At 63.3% G+C, this 16208-nt stretch carries 12 protein-coding genes; 3 read left to right on the top strand and 9 right to left on the bottom strand.

From position 1 onward, the window contains the following. Positions 1 to 84: 84 nt before the first annotated feature. Positions 85 to 912: a transporter substrate-binding domain-containing protein gene (locus tag PQR32_RS32980; protein ID WP_408237161.1), complete on the bottom strand. Its 828-nt coding sequence runs from the start codon at positions 910 to 912 to the stop codon at positions 85 to 87. Between the two features lie 288 nt (positions 913 to 1200). On the opposite strand from PQR32_RS32980, the gene PQR32_RS32975 reads away from it, so the two are divergent. Together PQR32_RS32975 and PQR32_RS32970 are read left to right on the top strand one after the other, a co-directional pair. Then, on the top strand, positions 1201 to 2190 hold the full coding sequence (locus PQR32_RS32975) for an isopenicillin N synthase family dioxygenase (RefSeq protein ID WP_408237158.1): 990 nt from the start codon (positions 1201 to 1203) through the stop codon (positions 2188 to 2190). Continuing rightward, entirely contained in the window at positions 2187 to 3599 is a 1413-nt protein-coding gene (locus PQR32_RS32970) for an FAD-binding oxidoreductase (RefSeq protein WP_408237155.1), read from the top strand. Before PQR32_RS32975 ends, PQR32_RS32970 begins: the two co-directional genes overlap by 4 nt. Before the next feature lie 22 nt (positions 3600 to 3621). Here PQR32_RS32970 and PQR32_RS32965 read toward each other — a convergent pair whose 3' ends face one another. The 3 genes from PQR32_RS32965 to PQR32_RS32955 form a co-directional block, all read right to left on the bottom strand. Next, on the bottom strand, positions 3622 to 4404 hold the full coding sequence (locus PQR32_RS32965; RefSeq protein ID WP_408237153.1) for a substrate-binding domain-containing protein: 783 nt from the start codon (positions 4402 to 4404) through the stop codon (positions 3622 to 3624). 179 nt (positions 4405 to 4583) lie between these two features. Further along, a complete protein-coding gene (locus tag PQR32_RS32960) occupies positions 4584 to 8042 on the bottom strand; it encodes an alpha/beta fold hydrolase (RefSeq protein WP_408237150.1) in 3459 nt (1152 codons plus the stop codon). A gap of 205 nt (positions 8043 to 8247) precedes the next feature. Further along, positions 8248 to 9039, bottom strand: a complete 792-nt coding sequence (locus PQR32_RS32955; protein ID WP_408237147.1) for a hypothetical protein — start codon at positions 9037 to 9039, stop codon at positions 8248 to 8250. 613 nt (positions 9040 to 9652) lie between these two features. On the opposite strand from PQR32_RS32955, the gene PQR32_RS32950 reads away from it, so the two are divergent. Next, positions 9653 to 11620 (top strand): ATP-binding response regulator, encoded by a 1968-nt coding sequence (locus PQR32_RS32950; RefSeq protein WP_408237144.1) that lies wholly within the window; start codon positions 9653 to 9655, stop codon positions 11618 to 11620. A gap of 204 nt (positions 11621 to 11824) precedes the next feature. Here the strand turns inward: PQR32_RS32950 and PQR32_RS32945 are convergent, their stop codons facing one another. The 5 genes from PQR32_RS32945 to PQR32_RS32925 all read right to left on the bottom strand — a co-directional run bounded on the left by PQR32_RS32945 (position 11825) and on the right by PQR32_RS32925 (position 15960). After that, positions 11825 to 12601: a response regulator gene (locus PQR32_RS32945; protein WP_408237141.1), complete on the bottom strand. Its 777-nt coding sequence runs from the start codon at positions 12599 to 12601 to the stop codon at positions 11825 to 11827. Positions 12602 to 12931: 330 nt separating this feature from the next. After that, positions 12932 to 13123, bottom strand: coding sequence for a hypothetical protein (locus PQR32_RS32940; protein WP_408237138.1), 192 nt, complete (start codon positions 13121 to 13123; stop codon positions 12932 to 12934). Then, positions 13098 to 14102 (bottom strand): cytochrome d ubiquinol oxidase subunit II, encoded by a 1005-nt coding sequence (gene cydB / locus PQR32_RS32935; protein WP_408237136.1) that lies wholly within the window; start codon positions 14100 to 14102, stop codon positions 13098 to 13100. Before cydB ends, PQR32_RS32940 begins: the two co-directional genes overlap by 26 nt. A gap of 41 nt (positions 14103 to 14143) precedes the next feature. Continuing rightward, positions 14144 to 15568: a cytochrome ubiquinol oxidase subunit I gene (locus PQR32_RS32930; RefSeq protein WP_408237133.1), complete on the bottom strand. Its 1425-nt coding sequence runs from the start codon at positions 15566 to 15568 to the stop codon at positions 14144 to 14146. Positions 15569 to 15765: 197 nt separating this feature from the next. Beyond that, positions 15766 to 15960: a hypothetical protein gene (locus PQR32_RS32925; RefSeq protein WP_408237130.1), complete on the bottom strand. Its 195-nt coding sequence runs from the start codon at positions 15958 to 15960 to the stop codon at positions 15766 to 15768. Positions 15961 to 16208: the final 248 nt, after the last annotated feature.

Here is a 16208-nt window from a genome sequence, read left to right as displayed (position 1 = left end):
TCGCACTCGCTGGAACGGGGAGGGCGATGCGGCTCGTTGCAAAGGCCGCATCGCGTGCATCAAGATACGTGCAACATCGGTCGATCAATAGTTCGGCGCGGGCATGGTTGTCGGCGCGTCCATTGCGACGCCGAACCATTTTTTCTGCAACGTGGCGAGACGTCCGTCGTTATGCATTTTTACGAGCGCCGCGTTGAAGGCATCGGCGAGCGGTTTGCTGTCCGCATCTTTACGCAGGCAGTAGGCGAAGTACACCTTCGCGCCGAACGGCGGCTGCACCACGGCGAACGTTTCCGGGCGCTGCTTGGCCACATACGCGATGTTCGTCATGGAGTTTGCGACCGCCGCGATCCGGCCGGCGGCGAGATCGGCGTAAGCCTGATTGTTGTCGACGTATTCGCGGATTTCAGGCGGCTTCGGCAACGTGGCGACATAGGCCTTCAACTGGTCGAGCTGCGCTGAACCCTTGCCCGCGCCGACCGTCTTGCCCGCGATATCCGACGATTGCTTGACGGCTGAATCGTTCGCGCGTTTAAGCAGCGCGTCGGTGGCGTCCGCGATCGGCAGCGTGTACGTGTAGCGCTCCATGCGCGCCTTGGTGACGGTGAGCGGGCCGCCTACCATGTCGAACTTGCCGGCTTCGAGACCCGGTAGCACGCTCGGCCACGGCAAGTCGATGAAGCGCACCTTCACGCCCATTTCCTTGCCGACTTCGGCGAACAGGTCCTTGTTGAAGCCGGCCTGCTGACCGTTTTCGAGGAAGTCGAAGGGCGCGAACTGCATCTCGGTGCCGACCACCAGTTCGCCGGCTTTCTTCACTTTGGCGAGCTGGTCTTCCGCGTGGGCGGCGACGCTTGTTGCGCACAACGCCAGCATGACCAAACGACACTTCCAGCCTGCAAGGATGCTCATGAGATTCTCCGGTTGGCAAAGCGGTGTCGCGCGAAAGTGGTGCATGAAACGAGTCCGGTGCGAACTCGGCGCGAGTCATGCGAGGCAGTATATACCGCAGTTTTCGCGCGAAATAAATAAACACGCGAGTAGAGAAAAGCCCTTATGCGAAGCGCTGCGCAGCAACTTGCGGATGTGCTTTTGGCGGTATATACAACTGCAATGTACGAGACAGGAACGCGTCTTCCCGCAGACGATTGAACCGCCGTTTTCATCAGCCGATTAAGCCGCACCTTCAGGAGCAGCGCGATGCCCGTGACCCGCATTCCGATCATCGATCTCGCCGGCGTTCGCGCGGGCGATCCGCACGCTTTGCAACGCGTGGCGCAGGAAATCCGTGAAGCGTGCACGACGATCGGCTTCTTCTACATCGTCAATCACGGCGTGCCGGAAGACTCGATCGATGCCGCCGCGCAAGCCGCGCGACGCTTCTTCGCGTTTCCGGTGGAGACCAAGCGGCGCGCGGCAGTCAATCAGCGGCATCGCGGTTTCAATGCGCTCGGCGACGCGACCATGTATCAGGCCAAACGTCCCGACTACAAGGAGTTCTTCAGCATCGGCCTCGAATTGCCGGAGGACGACCCGGACGTGCTCGCCGGCCAGGCGCTGCGCGGGCCGAACAACTGGCCGGACTTCATGCCGGAGTTGCGTCCAGCGCTGTATGGCTACTACGAGGCGGTCGCTGCATGCGGCGCCGATTTACTGCGCGCGGTGGCGATGAGCCTCGGCGTCGACGAACACTTCTTCGCGCCGCGTTACACCAAACGGATGCAGCGCACGCAGATGGTCTACTATCCGCCGCAACCGCCCCAATCGGATGACGATCAGTTCGGCGTCGCGCCGCATACCGATTACGGATGCATCACGCTGTTGTGGCAGGATCAGGTGGGCGGCCTGCAGGTGCGCGAAATCGCCAACGATACGTGGGTGGATGCGCCGCCGGTCGATGGCAGCTTCGTGGTCAACGTCGGCGATCTGCTGGCGCGCTGGACCAACGACCGCTTCCGCTCCACCTTGCATCGTGTGATCAATGCGTCGGGGCGCGAGCGTTATTCGATCGCGACGTTTTATGATCCGACCTACGGCGCGCTTGTCGATCCGCGTGATCTCGGCACGAGCGATGCCGATCTCAAGTATCAGCCGGTCGCCGCGGGCGACTATATTCTCGGGCGTATCAACGACTCGATGGGCTATCGGAAGAAACACGCCGTTGAAGGCGCGAAGGGAACCACTGCATGACAGACAACACGACGGCGAATCACGCAGCGCCGCTTTCCGCGACACTCGACGCGCTGCGCGCCGCGCTCGGTGAAGACAGCGTACGCGTGGGCGAGCAGATCGGCGAACGCGCCATGACCGACTGGACGCGTCACGAACCGACTCGACCCGCCGCCCTGCTGCTGCCGCGCACCACGGAAGAGGTCTCGCGCGCGCTCGCTATCTGCCACGCGGCTCATCAGCCGGTGGTGCCGCAGGGCGGCATGACCGGTCTCGCGGGCGGCGCGATTGCGCGCGCCACGGATATTGCGTTGTCGCTCGAACGGCTGGACGGCGTCGAGGAGGTCGATAGTGCGTCGGCCACGTTGACCGTACGCTCCGGCACTACGTTGCAAGCCGCGCAGGAAGCCGCCGCGGAAGCCGGCTTCGAACTTGCGCTCGATCTCGGCGCGCGCGGTTCCTGCCAGATCGGCGGCAATCTCGCGACCAACGCGGGCGGCAACCGGGTGATCCAGTCGGGCACCGCGCGCGACCAGGTACTCGGTCTGGAGGTCGTGCTGGCCAATGGCGACGTGCTCACGTCGCTCGGCAAGATGGTCAAGAACAACACCGGCTATGACCTGAAGCACTGGTTCATCGGCTCGGAGGGCACGCTCGGCGTGATCACGCGCGCGGTACTGCGACTGCATCCGCAGCGCGCCGCGCGCCATACGGCGCTGGTCGCGCTCGACGGCTACGACGCCGCCGTGAATCTGCTGCGCCGGTTGTCGACGTGCTTCGGCAACGATATCGGTGCGTTCGAAATCATGTGGCCGGACTTCTACGACTTCGGCGTGAAGCTGACCGGCACGCGCTCGCCGTTCGCCGACGCGCAGCCGCTCTATGCACTGATCGAACACGCCAGCTTCGATTCTGCCGACGACGGCGAGCGTTTCTCCGCCGCGCTGACCGAAGCGCTCGACGCGGGCGCGATCCGCGACGCCGTGATCGCGCAGTCGGTGGCCGACGTGCGCGCGCTATGGGCGATTCGCGAATGCACCGCGGAGTTTCCGGTGCGGCTCGACGCGATCAACTTCGACGTGAGCCTGCCGATCGGCGAGATCGGCGTCTTCGTGGACCGCTGCCGCGCGGCGCTCGATCAGCGCTGGCCGGGCAACGCGTCGTATTTCTTCGGGCATATCGGCGATTCGAATCTGCATGTCACCGTGGACGGCCATTCGATTCCTGGCGTCGATCATCATGCGGTGTACGCGTTCGTCTATGACATGCTCGGGCCATTGCACGGTTCGGTGTCGGCGGAACACGGCATTGGTTTGCTCAAGCGCGAGTTCTTGCCGATTTCGCGCTCGCCGGCGGAATTGGCGGCGATGGCCGCGATCAAACACGCGCTGGACCCGCACGGCATTCTGAATCCGGGCAAGCTGTTCTGATTGCGCTACACCGCCACAAGCTTCAATGCGTGGCGACGGAATCCATGCCAGTCGATCTGACCGCGGCTTGAGCGTCGGGAGAGGCGAGGTAGTCGAGCAGCGCTTTCGCTTCTTTCGGATGCTGCGCGCCGACCGGAATCCCCGCGGCATAGCGCGTGACCGATTGCACCGACTCCGGAATCTTGCCGACGAAAGTAGCGCCCGCGACGGGCAGCAATTCACTGACCTGCTGGAATCCCACTTCGTAATCGCCATTGGCGACGACCGACGCGACCGGGATTTTCGGCACCATCTTCGCCTTGGCCTTCACCTGATCTTCGATGCCGAGCCGCTTGAAGAGCTCGCGCTCGATATAGACGCCGCTGGCGCTGTCCGAGTAAGCAATGGATTTCGCGTGCAGCAACGTCGCTTTCAGTGCATCCACCGAGCTGATGTCCGGCTTCGGCGCACCGTCGCGCACGGCCATGCCGATGCGCGAGTCCGCCAGCTCGACGCGCGAGCCGGGCACCACCTTGCCTTGCTTGATCAGATCGTCGAGCGCGTAGCCGACCATGATGACCACGTCCGCGTGTTCGCCGCGTTCGAGGCGCTTCGGAATGGCTTCCGGCGATTGGCCCATCGACGGTCCGAGTATGGTGTCGAGCGTATTGCCCGTCGACACTGCGAACTTGGGACCGAGCAGTTTATAGGCGGCGGTGAAGCCGCCCGAACTCATGACATGAAGCTCCGCCGCCTGCACATGCGAGGCGGCAACCGTGCTGCCCAGCAAGCCGGCAGTCAACACGGACAGAAGGAAGGTTTTCATTGGCGTAAGCATGAAGGTCTAACGTGCATGAACGTCTTGCAGGTTACAGACCATACATGAACGCGAGGCAAACGAGAACCCGCCGAGTGCTCTCAAGGTTCGGCGTGTGATCGGGACAAAAGGAATGCAGGCGCGCGCGAGGCTCGCGCGCGCCTGTCAGGTACGGCCGACGCGCGTCGTCAATGCGCGTCCAGATACTTCACGATCACCGGATAGACATCCACGGCGGCGTCCTTCCCGAAGATACAGTCGATGTGCCCATAGCCGGGAATAATGGTCCGCTCGTATGGCTGTTCGGGGAAATGCCTGACCAGCATCTCGTACGTGAGCTGCGTGCTGATCGGCAGATAGGTTTCATTCTTGTCGCCGTGGATGAACCCGATCGGCCGGCGCATACCCTCCAGTCCTTTCATACCGTCCGCGCCCGTCAGATAGACATCCTTGCCGGCGGCATCAACCACTTTGCCTGCCCGCACCATCGCGGCCAGATGCTTGAATATCCCGACGTCGTGCACGCCGAGCAATTCCTGCAGATTCGCATGCAGCGTCTGGTTCAACTGCTCATGTTCGTAGAGCAGGCCATACAGGAAGGTCGCGCGATGGCAGATCGGATTGCCGCAACCCTCCTTGTGATTGAGCGGGTAGAACTTGAGCGCTTCGTCGAGCAGGTTCTGCGGCCACGACTTGTGTTCCGTATAGGCGGTCACGTCGAGCAGGCCGAGATGTTCCATGAAGTCGGGAATATGCAGGCCGGCCTTGATCTTCTCCAGCGTGCCCGGCACCGGATGCGCCGACACCTGTGAAATGAACACCGAGCGCACGCCCTGGAGTCCATAGAGCAGCGACATGGTCAGCGCCACGCCGCCCATGCAGTGCCCGAGCGCCTGAATCTCCGGCACGCCGGTCAATTCGCGGATTTTGGCGACCGCCGACGGAATGTCCTCGCGCGCCACCTTGTCGACATTGGTCGGCACGAACACGCTCGGCATTTCGATGCTGACGCGCAGATCCACGAGCCACACGTCGTAGCCGGCGGCGAAAAGATACTCGACCATGTTGGTCGCGATCAGGTCGGTGGAGTAGATGCGGCTCGATACGCCCGAGCCGTGAATCAGCAGCACCGGACGCGCCGCTTTGCGCGCGGGGTCGTGATAGCGCGTGAGCCTGAGCTTCGTGCCGTCGGGCGTATCGAAGAAGACGATTTGCGGCGCCGGCGCGCGCAACGCGCGCTTCAGACGTGGCTCCGCTTTCGGGTCGAAATACTGCAAGGGCGCGGCCACGCCGCCATATTCGGTGAACAGCACGCCCGCGAAAAACTTGCCAAACTTCAGGGTCCATTCGAGACGCGTCTTGAGATCGGGCGCGTGGGTGACTTCGAGCGTGCGTTGCTGCTTGAGGAAATTCTCTGGCGTGATGATCAGCGTCGCCTTGCCGAGCAGCGGCGCATCGGCTTGCGCCGACTCGCGAACCTCCGCAAAGAGCGTGTTGGTCTGTTCCCACAGGTTGATCGGCGACGTGCGCGTGATGATTTTCTTGCCGCTCAGGTAGTACGTCTTGCCTTCGGTGGCGTTGAGCGTCATGCGGTAATTCATGTTGCGCTCGTCCACATCCGACTCGTTGACCACGAACAGATTGAAGGTGCCGTCGGAGATCGTCATCGGCTGCGCGGAGAGCGCGGGGCAGGTCAGCGTGCCGGCCGTTTGCGCGAGATGCTGCGGGTTGCTGATCATGTCGGCGAGATCTTCCGATTCGACGGTCAGCGTGAACTTCATCGGACTCGTGGCCGCTTCGCCCGCCACGATCGGCGTGTAGGTGCCGATCATCGTTTCGGTGAAGTGCAGGCCGATCTTCTGCGGCGAGGACGGCGTCAGGGACGAGGACGCGGCCTGCGGCGTCGGCGGAGGCGGCAAGGTCGGCGTGGCGGGCGCGCCATCAGCCGGCGCGGCGGTCAGCGGATGCGTGGCCACCAGCAGCTCGCAATTGCGTTCGGCCAGCGCGGAAATCGTCAGGAGCGGATTGACGCCGAGCGACATCGGCATGACGGCGCCGTCTATCACGTACAGGCCCTCGTGCACCGCGTTGCCCGTGGCACCGCTGAACACGCGGCCCATATGATCGACCACACCATGCTCGGCGTCCTCGCCCATGCCGCAGCCACCGAGCGGATGCACGGTGACGGTGCGGTTTTTTAGAATGTCGGTGGAAATCGGATTGCGCATGTATTTGCCGCCGATCGGCACGGTTGCCTGCTTGAGCACCGCTTCGACCGCCTGGAAGATCGGCTGCTTGCCGGCCTTTTCCCACACGATGCGCGGCTGGCCTTTGTCGTCCACGTCGATCTCGCCGCTTTCGTCGTCATGCGCCATGACGAGGTAGCTTTGCGTGTGATTGAGCGCGCCGTGATAGGGACCGCGCAGAAAACTCGTGACCACGCGGGCGTCGTAAGCAAGTTGTTCCTCGAAAGAGCGCGGCGCGACATCCACGCCTTCGATCGGCGCGACGGCGCCGAGCAGGCCGACCAGCGCCGCGCCCACCGGTCCGGCGAGCGAGCCTTCTTCGATCACGTAGCCGTCTCTGACGTTGGCGGTGTTGCGATGATCGATGAGGCCGGTAATGGTCGGCCCGACCGGAGGAATCTCGCCCTTCTCGTGCGCGCCCCAGCCGACGCCGTTGATCACCGGCTCGGTGTTGTAGGCGAAGGCGAGCACGTCGCCATTACCGGTGAAGTGCTTGCCGAGCATGCCGGAGACGCTCAACCCCTGCTTGCGCGAGCGCAACAGCAACGCGGTCGAGCCGATCGTACCGGCTGACACGATGACGATATCGGCGCTCACGAACAGATCGGGGGCGCCAAAGCTTTCGCGACCGAGGCTCACCAGCTGGTAACCGACGATCCATTTCTGCGTGGCGGCGTCGCGCAGCACCGAATGGACGGCGGTGCCCGTGAAAATCTGCGCGCCGTGCGCAACGGCGTCGGGCAGATAGTTCATGTGCGTCGAATTCTTCGCGTCGTAATTGCAGCCGGAATTGCAGTCGCCGCAGCCGACGCACGCCTTCTGCTCGACGCCCGCGGCATTCGTGCGGTCCTCGAAGGTGACGGTGATGTCCGGACGCGAGAACTGGTCTTTCATGCCGAGCGCCTGCGCCGACAGTTCGAGTGCCTGCAGTTTTGGCAGTGTCGGATAGCTCTCGGGCACCGGCGACGGTTGCAGCATCGCACGGGCGAGCGCATAGCCTTTGTCCCGGCCCGCCTTGTCGCCGCGCAACGCGGCTGGCCAGCGCGGGTCGTCCCACAGGCGCGGATCGGCTTCGAGCGCGACGTTCGCGTTGATCAGCGAAGTGCCGCCAAGACCGCAGCCGACTACCGCGTTCACATCGTCGTTCACATGCACTTCGAGCAACGCCAGCGGCGAGCCGATATGCTTCAGCGCCGTGTTGTATTGCACCTCCTCGGTGCCCTGAAACGGCGTGCGGGGAAATTCACCGGCCATGAATTCGCGCCCGCGTTCGAGCACGCACACCCGGCGCCCGGCGCGCGCCATACGGCTCGCGGCGATCGCACCGCCGTAGCCGGAACCCACCACAACCACGTCGTAATGCGCCTGGATTGCAGTCACGGCGCTCGATAAGCGGTTCATCACGACCACCTCGTCTGGAATGGAATGCGGGGAAAGACAACCAGGACTTCGGAAGCAAGACGGCGTGCGGCGACGGCTTTTTTATCCTAGGCGGTGCGCGCTCACAAAAAAAGACGCATCGTATGTGGCGCGCGGGCCGGCCGGGCCGCGTCCGCGGCGTCGCGAGAGGGTGCCGAGGCCCGGGAGGGCGCCCGGCTGCGGGCTATTAGGCGGCCGCTTCATTCATTTCGCTGTCGCTCGATTCGGCGGCGAGCAGGTTCAGCGCGAGCAGAATCGCCGGGCGATTGTCGATGTCGATCTCGATGCCGAGCACGTCCGTGAGCCAGCGGCCGATCTTGGTATTGGAAAAATCTTCGGCGCCGGCCGTCTTCTTCATGGTGACGCCGAGCTTGACGGCGCGATAGTGATACGAGGGCACACGATGCTGCGCTGCGACTGCCGACAGACCGCCTTTACCTTCCGAGCACCAGCCGAGGCTGCCCGCCAGCACGATCCGCTCCGGTTCGTCGAGGCTTTCGATAAAGGCGCGCGCCGAGAGCCGCACGCGCTGTTCGTCGAGGCCGTATTGCAGCAGCACGCTTTCCACCGGATCTTCCAGCGCTTGCGCGCGCAGATCGATTTCCTGCGCCATGCCGTCGTTTTCCATCGATACGTTGCGCTGATGGCCGGCGCTGCGCAGACAGTCGATCAGGTAGCGGCGGAAATACGCGCACAGTGCGTAGCCGTTGGACGGCGCGCTGTCGGCGCAGGCGTGGGTTTCGGTATGGCCGGGCGCGAGGCGCAGCACTTTCGCGTAGATGAACTGGGCGACCAGTTCTTCCTTGTCCTCGCCGAGCGCCTGCAACTCCAGCGGGTGATAGGTCCGCAAGGCCCGCTTGACCAGTTCGACCATCGACACCATTTCGTCGCCGGACAACCGGGTACGCCGGCGCCACAAATCCGGCAGGATTGCATCGTCGAGATTGCGGACGAACTCGTGGCTCGGAACTGCGCCCATGAAAAACCTCCATAAGGGGAAAGGCCAGGGAGCGCGGTGAGCCTGAAATGCAGGCGGGGTGTGGATGTTGAAGATTTAAGGCCGCGCTGGAATGTGAACCCAGTATGGTTTCCAGCGGCGGCTTCGCCTATATGGATTAAGTGGTAGCTGATGGGTAAACTGCCGGGTAAACCATCCGACAAAGTGCACCTTATTCGTCTGAAGAGAAACGGGCTGCACTGGACCATTGCATCGCACTGCGGCTTCGCAGTTGCATCGCAGACGTAGCGCCACGCCGTATCCGAAGCGTCCGATGCGGTTCGCGCCGCTTGCGTCGCCGCGCTTCCGATCCACATAACCGAATTTGCCGTGCCCAATGCTGCGCATGGGACCGGAGAAAGCGCCGAAGGGCTGGCTCCGGTCGATGCGGTGCATGGGACCGGAGTAAGCGCCAAAGGGCTGACTCCGGTCGATGCGGTGCATGGGACCGGAGTAAGCGCCAAAGGGCTGACTCCGGTCGATGCGGTGCATGGGACCGGAGTAAGCGCCGAAGGGCTGGCTCCGGTCGATGCGGTGCATGGGACCGGAGTAAGCGCTAAAGCGCTAACTCCGGTCGACAAAAGGAGACCGCGCGATGCGGGCCGACCCGATCCAGCGTGCCATCGACGAAGACCTGGTGCGCGTGTTGTACGCGCAAGATCCGATTGCTTTCTTTTCGCACTGGTTTTCGATCGCGGTGCTGGTGGCGATTTACTGGCCGAAAATTCCGTCGCCGCCGCTGTTCATCGCGTGCTTCGGTTTCTATGCCGCGGCCAATTGCGCCGGCCTCGCGCTCTGGCTCTGCAACCGCCGTTACCCGAAGCTCGTCTCGCCGCGCGGCTGGATCATTCTTCACGCGGTGCGCGGCATGCTGCTTTACAGTGGGCCGGGCATCGCCGTGTGGTTCGCGTTCCAGAGCCCGCAGTCCGACCTGCCGCTGCTGCACACGGTCATGCTCGTCACGCTGGCCGCCGGCGTGTTCATGTCGAATGGCTTCGACCTGCTGAATTTCTCGACCTCGATTCCGTTTCTGCTGTTTCCGTCGATCGTCATGCACTTCGGCACGCACACATTCGACCGTACGATTCTCGCCATCGTCCTCGCGTTTTTCTTCTGCGCGATCAACGTCTACGCGTTGAGTTATCGCAAGCTGTTCCAGCAGGTCGTGCAGGCGCGCGTCGATCAGCAGTATCTGGCGGAGTCGCTGGCCGCGCAAAAACGCGTGGCCGAAGAGGCGAGCCTTGCCAAGACGCGCTTTTTCGCGGCCGCCAGTCACGACTTGCGCCAGCCGCTGCATGCGATCGGCCTGCTCGCGGCCTCGCTGAACGACACGGCGGCGACGCCCGTGCAGCACGCGAAGACCGCCGAGCACATCGTCTACAACGTCGAGGCGCTGAACCAGTTGTTCAACCAGGTGCTCGATCTGGCGCGGCTCGAAAGCGGTGTGACCCAGGTGATCCGGCTGCATTTCCGGCTGTCTGAACTGTTCGAGCGAGTCGGCAGCCAGTATCGTCCGCAGGCGGCCGCCAAAGGGCTGGCGCTGCGCATCGCGCCGACCGCGATGGTCGTGCATGACGACCCGGTGCTGCTCGAACGCGTGCTGAGCAATCTGCTGTCGAACGCGGTGCGTTACACCGAAGACGGCGCAATCTGGCTGGGCTTGCGCCGCGCCGGGCGGCAGACGGGCGGTTATATCGAAGTGCGCGACTCCGGCATCGGCATTCCCGTCGAGGAGCACGCGCGTATCTTCGAGGAGTTCTATCAGGTCGCCAATCCGCAACGCGACGCGCGCCAGGGTCACGGCCTCGGCTTGCCGACGGTGAAGCGGCTGGTCGGCATGCTCGGCGGCGAGTTGCAACTGCGCTCGGCGCCGGGCCGCGGGTCGGTGTTCCGCTTTCCGGTGCAGGCGGGCGACCCCGGCGGCATCGTGGCGAGCCTGAACGAAGCGGTGGCCGGCGGTCCGTCGGCGCAAGGGCGGCGCGTGCTGTGCATCGACGACGATCCGTCGATTCTTGAAGGCCTCGTCAGTCTGCTTGGACGCTGGGGTTGCAGCGTGCTAGGCGCGCGCGACGAGGTCGATGCGCTCGCGGCGCTCGAAGGCGGCTTCGTGCCGGATGCCGTGCTGTGCGATTACCAGTTGGCCAATCACCGCACCGGCGCGCAGGCGCTCACGGCCGTGCGCAATGTGCTCGCGCGCGCGGGGCACGACAACGTGGTGACGCTGCTGATCACGGGCGACATGGCGTCGGCGGAACTGGCGGCGCTCGCCTTGCAGGGGATTCCGGTGCTCCATAAACCGGTCACGCCGGCGCGTTTGCGGCGCACGCTGGAGATGCTGTGGCAGCAGGCCGAGCAGGACAAGGGGCGAGCGGCCGCCGCAGTGGCATTGCGCGCGGATCAAGCGGGAAATGAAGTGGGAAATGAAGCGGGCGGTCGGGTAATGAATGGCGCGATGCCGGCTGTTGGGAGCGCGGCGCAGGGGGACGCGAGAATAGGATCGAAGAGCCATCCGCAAGGCACTCAAACGCAAAGCACCCAGTCGCAAAGCGAACCGCAAAAGTAGAAGCGCACCGGAAAAGTAAAGGCGCACCGCAAAAGTAAAGGCGCACCGCAAAAGTAAAGGCGCACCGCAAAAGTAAAGGCGAACCGCAAAAGTAAAGGCGAACCGCAAAAGTAAAGGCGAACCGCAAAAGTAAAGGCGAACCGCAAAAGTAAAGGCGCACCTGGTCGACAGGGCGGCGCGAACGCCGCCGTTCCTGGCCTCGTGCTACAGGGTTTTCCCGGCTTCCAGCCAGCCGTTGATGACGGCGATCGCCGTCGACCGGTTATGCACGCCGAGCGCCCGGAAGATCACCGACAGATGCACCTTCACCGTGCCTTCCGCGACGCCCAGGTCGCGCGCGATCATCTTGTTGGTCCAGCCGCGATGCACGAGCCGCATGATGTCCTGCTGACGTGGCGACAGATTCTCCAGCAGATGCTGCTGGTGCGGCTGCAATGCCTGGATCTGCGTGAGCGGTTCCGTGAGCGTGGCGCCGCCCTGGCTGGGTGCGTGCGCGCCGCCCGGAGTCGCATGTTGCAGCGACGGATCAGTGTGCGCTTCGGCACGCGCCGGCGCGGGCGCGGCCTGCGCGTCGCGCGAGCCCAGCAGGCTGAGGGCTTCCATCGGCACATACGCGCCGCCTGAGAGCACCAGTTCGATCGCCTTGAGCATGACGCTGGCGGGCTGGCGCTTCGGCACGAAGCCGAGCGCGCCGGCGGCCAGCACCGCGCGCATTTCGTCGGGCGATTCTTCGGCGGAGAGGACGACGAGCGGCAGCGCGGGATTCGCCTTCAACAGCACTTCGAGCGACGAAGCGCCGCTCATGCCGGGCATATGCAGATCGACGATGGCAAGATCGTGATCGGCGTCGGGACGCGCGAGCAGCGCAAGCGTCTCCCAGTTGTCGGCTTCGTCGAACTGGGCGTCGGGATCGAGGCCGCGCAGCATGCCTTTGACGCCTTGCCGGATCAGTTCATGGTCGTCGGCTACAAGAAACTTCATGATGTCTCCGCGAGTCGGGCCTGCCCGATGTGGGCTACCGCCGTTATAGGGTCTCGTTTTACTTCTAGCCTCGTGAATCGCATCATTGCCGCCCACCCCGCGATCATATGCCTGATCGGTGGCGCGGCGCACCTTCCGGCGAACCGCTTAGGTGACCGTTTATTTGTTAAATCGCCGTCTGCTCCGATGCACCGCATGATGTCTAAGGCAGGTCTCTCGCGCATAGGTTCCGGCTTGCTTGGTAGACGAGCCGAACGGTCCTTTTTTGAAGGCGTCCATGCAGGATTCCGAAGGTTATGCGCGCCGGATCGAAGCGCGCTGAAGCAGTCTCTATTTGACTGCAAATAACGTCGCATTCATCAGAAGCTTGAATGCGAATCCGAGTGACATCGCCGAGCCCACGCCGAAGCACCACAGCGCGATGAACCAGAGCCAGCCCGGCAGTTTGCGCGCCGGCGCGGTCGATGCGCCGAGCGTTGCGTCCGGGTTCGTCTGCTTAGTGATAGTGATGTTGGTCGCCATGACGCACCTTGCCGCGAAATACCCAATAACCCATCGTCGTATAGGCGATGATGATCGGCAGAATCACCGCTGCGCCGGCCAGCGTGAACATCTGGCTCGAGCGCGGCGCGGCCGCTTCCCAGAGCGTCATGCTCGACGGAATCGCATACGGCCACAAGCTCACCAGCAGCCCCGCGTAGCCGAGCAGCACCAGCAGCAGTGCAAGCGCGAACGGCGTGTTGTGATGCCGCTCACGCACCGCGCGATGCATGAAGAATGCAGAGACCGCCACGAGGAAGGGCACCGGCAGCAGACGGTAGAAGATGCCGTCGTGGAACCAGCGTTGCGCGATATTCGGATCCTGCAGCGGTGTCCACAGGCTGACCATCGCGACGAAGCCGAGCAGCACGACGGTCAACGGCCAGACCACGCGATGCAGGCGGCGTTGCAGATCGCCTTCGGTCTTCGCCACCAGCCAGCAGCAGCCGAGCAGCGCATAGGTAACGACGAGGCCGAGGCCCGTGAGCAGGCTGAACGGCGTGAGCCAGCCGAAGGCGTCGCCGGCATACGCGCCGTCGATCACAGGAATGCCTTGCAGGAACGCGCCCAGCGCAATGCCCTGAAAGAACGTCGCGCCCGCCGAGCCGCCGATGAACGCGAGGTCCCACAGATGCTTCGTCCGATTGGCCTTGGCGCGAATCTCGAACGACACGCCGCGAAAGATCAGACACACGAGCATGAAGATCAGCGGCAGATACAGCGCGGACAACACGGTCGAGTAGACCGCGGGAAACACGGCAAAGAGACCCGCGCCGCCGAGCACCAGCCAGGTTTCGTTGCCGTCCCACACCGGCGCGACGGTGTTCATCATCAGGTCGCGTTCCTTCTCATCGGGGAAGAACGGGAAGATGATGCCGATGCCCAGATCGAAGCCGTCCAGCACCACATACATGAAAAGGCCCAGCGCGATGATCGCGGCCCACACTACGGTTACGTCCATGTTCTTTCTCTATCGCAAGTAACGGGTGAAGCAGGGTGGGTTCAGGCGGCGTCGATCATGTGATCGGCGGCGGAAAGCGGGCGGCGCGCGGTCTCGTTTGGCAAGCGCTCTGGCAAGCGCGCCGGCGCTTCGTGCGGCGTGTGTCCAGGCAGCGCCGGACCCGCGCGCATCAGCTTGAGCATGTAGTAGACGCCGGTGCCGAACACGAGGAAGTACACGACCACGAAGGTCATCAGCGAGATGCCGACCTGCTGCGTGGTGAGCGGCGACACGGCCTGCGAGGTGCGCATCACGCCGTACACGACCCACGGCTGACGACCCGCTTCGGTGGTGACCCAGCCGGCCAGCAGCGTGATGAAACCCGTCGGCCCCATCGCCACGGCGACGCGCTGGAACCACTTCGATTCGAACAGGCGTCCACGGCGGCGCAGCACCCAGGCGGCCACCGACATCACGATCATCAGCACGCCGAGGCCGGCCATGACGCGAAAGCTCCAGAACACCACCGTCGAGTTCGGCCGGTCTTGCGGCGGAAATTCCTTGAGGCCGCGAATTTCGCCGTCCCAACTATGCGTGAGGATCAGGCTGCCCAAGTGCGGAATCGACACGGCGTAGCGCGTGGTTTCCGCCTGCATGTCGGGAATGCCGAACAGGTTCAGCGCGGTGCCGCCTTTCTCGGTGTCCCACAGACCTTCGATCGCCGCGATCTTGGCGGGCTGATATTTGCGCGTGTTCAAACCATGCTGATCACCGACGAACGCCTGGATCGGCGTGAGGATCAGCAGGAGCCAGAGCGCCATCGAGAACATCTTCTTGACGGCCGGATCGCGCCGTCCGCGCAACAGATGCCACGCGCCCACCGCCGACACCACCAGCGCCGCGACGATGAACGCCGCGAGCGCCATATGCGCGAGCCGGTACGGGAACGACGGATTGAACACGATCTTGAACCAGTCGAGCGGCACGACGCGGCCGTTGACGACTTCGAAGCCTTGCGGCGTTTGCATCCAGCTATTGGAGGCGAGAATCCAGAAGGTCGAGATCAGCGTGCCGATCGCCACCATCAGCGTGGCGCCGAAGTGCGCGCGCGGACTCACGCGCTGCCAGCCGAACAGCATGATGCCGAGGAAGCCCGCTTCGAGGAAGAACGCGGTCATCACTTCGTACATCAACAGAGGGCCGGTCACAGGGCCGGCGAAACTGGAGAAACCCGACCAGTTGGTGCCGAACTGATAGCTCATCACCACGCCGGAGACCACGCCCATCCCGAAGGCCACTGCGAAGATCTTCGACCAGAACAGGCAAAGGTCTTTGTAGTACGCCTTGCGGGTTTTCAGCCAGCGCCATTCGAGGACGGCGATGAAGCTGGCGAGGCCGATGCTGAGCGCCGGAAAAACGATGTGGAACGAGACGGTGAACGCAAACTGGATGCGCGCGAGATCGAATGCCGATAGAGCGGAGTTCATGAGCGTGAAGTGCTTGAAGTGCGTTGGGTCCGCGAGGGCGGACTACGCGCGTCGACCGTTGTCGGTGCGCACTGCGCTGGGCAGATGGCGCAAGAGTAGGGGATGGTCGATTTTTTTGCTGCGACGCGACGTGCGTCAAAAAACCGCGTTGTTTTGCGGCGTTTTTTTATTTTTAGACGACAAGTCGTTGATGGATATCAAGTTTTCCTGATCGCCTCGGTGCGCGCGTCGGGCACGGTTTCGGTGCGCCGACGGCGCGACTGCGGCAATCGACCGCGCTGCAGCATCGTCGCATGGGCGAGTTCGAACGCGTTTGATCTGCTCTCGGCATCTCCCTGGGGCAAGCTCAGGTCGCCGCCCGCGGATTTGATCCGCGAGCCGATGTTCGGCAATTGGGATCGGCTTGTCATCAACCGACAATCTCTCCATTCAATCCGACTTTCCATGCGCCCGGCGGCTAGCCAACGAGCTCGATTGCTCATACCATGCAGGCAGCCAAACGGCAGCGTTTTTCAAATGAGCGCATGCTACTTACGCGTGCACGCCGTGTAGGCATTCCAGTACTTTTTTCCCGTTATTCGCTTCGAATAGTCATAGCCGACGCGCCGGCCGAACGGCCCGGGTGCGTCGCGAATCCGTC

The organism is Paraburkholderia dipogonis (genome assembly GCF_046027395.1).
GTDB lineage: Bacteria > Pseudomonadota > Gammaproteobacteria > Burkholderiales > Burkholderiaceae > Paraburkholderia > Paraburkholderia dipogonis_A.
Note: the sequence above shows the minus strand (reverse complement) of the source record. Positions and strands in the feature narration are given on the sequence as shown.

Coding starts and splice junctions, on each gene's coding strand:
- PQR32_RS32940 (WP_408237138.1), bottom strand. CDS start 13,123: ATGGCGACCAACATCACTATCACTAAGCAGACGAACCCGGACGCAACG.
- PQR32_RS32965 (WP_408237153.1), bottom strand. CDS start 4,404: ATGAAAACCTTCCTTCTGTCCGTGTTGACTGCCGGCTTGCTGGGCAGC.
- PQR32_RS32955 (WP_408237147.1), bottom strand. CDS start 9,039: ATGGGCGCAGTTCCGAGCCACGAGTTCGTCCGCAATCTCGACGATGCA.
- PQR32_RS32960 (WP_408237150.1), bottom strand. CDS start 8,042: ATGAACCGCTTATCGAGCGCCGTGACTGCAATCCAGGCGCATTACGAC.
- PQR32_RS32975 (WP_408237158.1), top strand. CDS start 1,201: ATGCCCGTGACCCGCATTCCGATCATCGATCTCGCCGGCGTTCGCGCG.
- PQR32_RS32945 (WP_408237141.1), bottom strand. CDS start 12,601: ATGAAGTTTCTTGTAGCCGACGACCATGAACTGATCCGGCAAGGCGTC.
- PQR32_RS32930 (WP_408237133.1), bottom strand. CDS start 15,568: ATGAACTCCGCTCTATCGGCATTCGATCTCGCGCGCATCCAGTTTGCG.
- PQR32_RS32980 (WP_408237161.1), bottom strand. CDS start 912: ATGAGCATCCTTGCAGGCTGGAAGTGTCGTTTGGTCATGCTGGCGTTG.
- PQR32_RS32970 (WP_408237155.1), top strand. CDS start 2,187: ATGACAGACAACACGACGGCGAATCACGCAGCGCCGCTTTCCGCGACA.
- PQR32_RS32950 (WP_408237144.1), top strand. CDS start 9,653: ATGCGGGCCGACCCGATCCAGCGTGCCATCGACGAAGACCTGGTGCGC.
- cydB (WP_408237136.1), bottom strand. CDS start 14,102: ATGGACGTAACCGTAGTGTGGGCCGCGATCATCGCGCTGGGCCTTTTC.